We start from the raw sequence: 3,973 nt of genomic DNA, 5'->3' as shown, positions 1-3,973 counted from the left end.
TTTGTCGAAATTCTGTAGATTTTTTCCTTTTTTAGGGTGAATTGTAGAATGAATCAAGTTATAATAGTTTAAAGATAGATAGGAAGAGGGATTCTACAGTGGCATATTCACAGGAAAAGCTAGTGGAGGAAAAGGTTTTTAAAGATCCCGTTCATCGTTATGTACATGTGAGAGACCGTGTGATTTGGGATTTGATTGGTACGAAGGAATTCCAACGTCTACGCCGGATTAAGCAGCTTGGAACGACATATCTTACATTTCACGGGGCAGAGCATAGCCGTTTTAACCATTCGCTCGGAGTCTATGAAATCATACGCCGCATTATTGATGATGTGTTTGATGGACGACCGGAGTGGAACAGTGAGCAGCGCTTGCTTTCACTTTGTGCTGCACTCCTTCACGACCTTGGACATGGACCCTTTTCGCATTCGTTTGAAAAAGTATTTGACCTCGATCATGAAGCTTTTACCCAAAAGATTATTCTTGGCAACACAGAAGTAAATAGGGTTCTTACAAAAGTAAGCAAAGATTTTCCAAAGATGGTCGCTGAGGTGATCGCCAAAACCTCACCGAACAAGCTTGTGATTAGCTTGATTTCGAGCCAGATTGACGCGGACCGTATGGATTATTTGCAGAGGGATGCGTATTTTACAGGTGTGAGCTATGGGCATTTTGATATGGAACGGATTCTTCGTGTGATGCGGCCGAAGGAAGATCAAGTCGTTATTAAGCAAAGCGGTATGCATGCAGTGGAAGACTACATAATGAGTCGATACCAAATGTATTGGCAGGTGTACTTCCATCCCGTTACTCGTAGTGCAGAGGTGATTCTGACAAAGATACTCCACCGTGCCAAGCATTTGTACCAAAAAGGCTACCAATTTAAGCAAGAGCCGATTCATTTTTATTCTGTATTTGCTGAAAATATCACCCTTCATGACTATTTGAAATTAGATGAAGCGGTTATTCTCTATTACTTCCAAATGTGGGAAGAGGAAGAGGATTTGATCTTACGTGACTTATGTGTCCGTTTTATGGATCGAAATCTGTTTAAATACGTGGAGTTTGACCCAGCAAAAGAATATAAGAAGCTAAGCGAGCTTTCTACTTTATTTGCTAAGGCTGGACTTGACCCGGAGTATTATTTGGTGGTTGATTCCTCGTCTGACTTACCATATGACTTTTATCGCCCAGGTGAGGAAGAAGAACGCCTGCCGATACAACTGCTCATGAAAAATGGAGAAGTAAGAGAGCTTTCAAGGGAATCTCAAATCGTTGATGCCATTTCAGGGAAAAGAAGAACGGACCATAAGTTGTATTTCCCTGCGGATCTTTTAAAGGACGATTCATCCAAAAAGAATATTAAAAAGCAAATTCGCAACTTACTAGACCTATGAGATAGGTGCTTGATATAAATATAGAAGTAGGAGAGGGTCTCATTGTTAAAGGATCATGCCAAAATAATGCAAGCTTTTGCAGCGGCAGGGGAAATTGTTGGTCGGAAAAAACTGCAAAAAATGATTTATATAGCGAAAAAAGTAGATTTTCCTTTCCAAGAGAGGTTTCAGTTTCACTTTTATGGACCTTACTCCGAAGAGTTGACCCTTCGCGTAGAGGAGCTATGCAATATGGGCTTTCTTAACGAGGTAAAGGAGAAAAAGGGCGGTTACATGCAGTACCGCTACTCCTTAACAGATGAGGGAATGGAATTTTTAAATATGAACCTAGTGGAACTTCCAGCATTAGAGGATTGTTTAACCGACATGAATAGCCAGAATGCTAGGTTTCTAGAACTGGTATCAACCGTACTTTTCTTTGACGATTTAGAAGTAGAGGAAGTAAAGGAGAAAATCTTTACTCTAAAGAGCAAGCAAAAATACACAGAAGACGAAATTAAGCAGGCGTATGAATATATTGAAGCATTAAAGGGGAAAGTAGTCCCTGTATAAAAAAGAGGCTTGGACGTTTTATGTCCAAGCCTTTTTAGTTAGAAAATGTAATTGTCGGTTGTTATGCAGGATCGAGCATGTATTCCAATAGGAATACCAGTGAAGAGCATGCATAACAACCGACACTCAGTAACTAATTTTATTCGTCAGACAGCCTTTTCCCAGCAATCCCATAATTATTTTTCGTCATTTCATCTATGAATACAACGACTTTCTCAGCAGGTGCTCCAGTTGTTTCCACAACAGCAGCAGTTACTTTTTCCACAAGAGCTTTCTTTTGGTCGTCTGTACGGCCTTCTAGCATTTTTACGGTTACGTATGGCATGATAATTGCCTCCTTGAGAGATATGTAAGTTCTTCATACATAATCATAATGTTCCAAACGGGAGAAAGGAATACTCATTTTTCCATTTATCCTATATTTCATGTATAATTTGGCTAAATAGAGTCTTCGAAAAGGAGTTGTCGTGTTGGAGCAATTATCTAGGTTTTTAGCTTTTGATTTAGCAATGATTCCATACGTGGTTATTACGCTTATAATAGCGTTTTCTGTCCATGAATTTGCCCATGCGTGGGTGGCCTTTAAGTTCGGGGATCATACGGCGAAAAATCAGGGCAGACTAACTCTAAATCCGATGAAGCACTTGGACCCATTTGGCACATTGTTAATTTTTTTAATTGGATTCGGGTGGGCGAAACCTGTTCCAGTCAATCGCTTTTTCTTTAAAAATCCTCGGTTAGCAGGTATTCTTGTATCGATAGCAGGACCCCTCAGCAATCTATTGCTATCCATTTTTGGCTTTGTGTTATTGTATGGATTGGTGGCTACTGGTGCGGTGGAAACTCTACCATCATACGTGTTTGAGTTTCTTAATATATTTTTGTATTTAAATGTTGCTTTATTTGTATTCAATCTGTTGCCATTTCCGCCGTTAGATGGATATCGAATTATTGAGGATCTCGTGCCGGTGAATGTACGGGCTAAAATGACACAGTATGAGCAGTACGGGGCACTAATCTTTCTAATTTTAGTTATAACTCCGCTTGATCAATATACGATTGACCCACTGTATTCCACAGTCGTTCCGTCGATTCTTTCGACTTTAGATCAGTTCTTTTATCAGTTATTTTTGTAGGAGGCGTTCATTTTTATGGAAGAAAAAAAGAAGAAAAGTATTGGTTTTAATATAATTAAAAGTGATCCAACCGAGGGGCATGGAGGATTTGGTGTAGGAGCTCTTACCCTAGATAATGTATCTCCCGTTATTATTGATGTGGAAGCAGGGGAAGCAGTCATTGATGTTGGGGCCATGCACGCAAGAAGTGTTGTGGAAAAAGGAATTAAGTTTTTAAAAACAAAGGAAGAAGTTCCAAACGCCAAGCCGTATTGGCTGGTTTGGGTCACGATTGATCGAAAGCAGGAAGGACCGTATTATGCGGGAGTGACCGCTTGTGAAATGACGGTGGACCGTGAAATTCGTCGTGGCTATAAGTCACTACCAGAGCATGTGAATCGCATGGATAAGTCGATTAAACGTCATATCATCGTCGATCATATGGATAGTCGTTCAAAAGGAATTCTAGCTGAGTTTTTGAAAAACCATGACGCGGGTATGTGGGAAAGATCAGAAGAGAGATTGAAGTCGGATCTTCAGGGATAAGAAAATTATTCCAAAAAGGTTTTTTAAACAAATTGTAAGGAAATACTTGCCGTTTTCCGTTAAAAAAAGTAAACTTTAAACAGCGATAACACGCTATAGCACTAGGACAGAAAAAGCCCCGAGTACATGTGACTCGGGGCTTTTTCGTATATTTGAATAGTGATGGGTTTTGGCGATGGCCTGTAAAAGCAAGTAAGTATTGTGAACCGCAAATAACTTGGGCAAATCGCAAATAAATTTTGATGATCGCAAATAAGTTTCAGGAATCGCAAATAAATTTTGATGATCGCAAATAAGTTTCAGGAATCGCAAATAAAATCTGGGAATCGCAAATAAATTTTTGAAATCGCAAATAAAATCTGA

The 3,973-nt window shown here is 39.5% G+C and carries 6 protein-coding genes; 4 read left to right on the top strand and 2 right to left on the bottom strand.

Features of this window, described 5'->3' with window-relative positions; all coding sequences use genetic code 11:
• Positions 1–98: 98 nt before the first annotated feature.
• Both ACGLXV_RS13560 and ACGLXV_RS13555 read left to right on the top strand, forming a co-directional pair.
• Positions 99–1,397, top strand: a complete 1,299-nt coding sequence (locus ACGLXV_RS13560) for an HD domain-containing protein (RefSeq protein ID WP_391559037.1) — start codon at positions 99–101, stop codon at positions 1,395–1,397.
• A gap of 42 nt (positions 1,398–1,439) precedes the next feature.
• Positions 1,440–1,949 carry a YwgA family protein gene (locus tag ACGLXV_RS13555; RefSeq protein ID WP_119710292.1) on the top strand — a complete coding sequence of 170 codons (510 nt, stop codon included), beginning with the start codon at positions 1,440–1,442 and terminating at the stop codon, positions 1,947–1,949.
• A 139-nt stretch (positions 1,950–2,088) separates the two neighbouring features.
• On the opposite strand, the gene ACGLXV_RS13550 is transcribed toward ACGLXV_RS13555, so the two are convergent.
• Positions 2,089–2,274, bottom strand: a complete 186-nt coding sequence (locus ACGLXV_RS13550) for a 2-hydroxymuconate tautomerase (RefSeq protein WP_066056926.1) — start codon at positions 2,272–2,274, stop codon at positions 2,089–2,091.
• Between the two features lie 184 nt (positions 2,275–2,458).
• Between ACGLXV_RS13550 and ACGLXV_RS13545 the strand changes: the two genes are divergently transcribed.
• Together ACGLXV_RS13545 and ACGLXV_RS13540 are read left to right on the top strand one after the other, a co-directional pair.
• On the top strand, positions 2,459–3,085 hold the full coding sequence (locus ACGLXV_RS13545) for a site-2 protease family protein (RefSeq protein ID WP_391559038.1): 627 nt from the start codon (positions 2,459–2,461) through the stop codon (positions 3,083–3,085).
• A gap of 15 nt (positions 3,086–3,100) precedes the next feature.
• Positions 3,101–3,610, top strand: coding sequence for a YwhD family protein (locus ACGLXV_RS13540; protein ID WP_119710291.1), 510 nt, complete (start codon positions 3,101–3,103; stop codon positions 3,608–3,610).
• 93 nt (positions 3,611–3,703) lie between these two features.
• On the opposite strand, the gene ACGLXV_RS13535 is transcribed toward ACGLXV_RS13540, so the two are convergent.
• Positions 3,704–3,973: hypothetical protein (locus ACGLXV_RS13535; RefSeq protein ID WP_391559036.1), on the bottom strand; the 270-nt coding region annotated here is incomplete at its 5' end.

Source organism: Robertmurraya sp., assembly GCF_036676585.1.
In the GTDB taxonomy this organism is placed as follows: Bacteria; Bacillota; Bacilli; order Bacillales; family Cytobacillaceae; genus Robertmurraya_A.
This window is presented reverse-complemented; position numbering and strand designations above follow the sequence as displayed.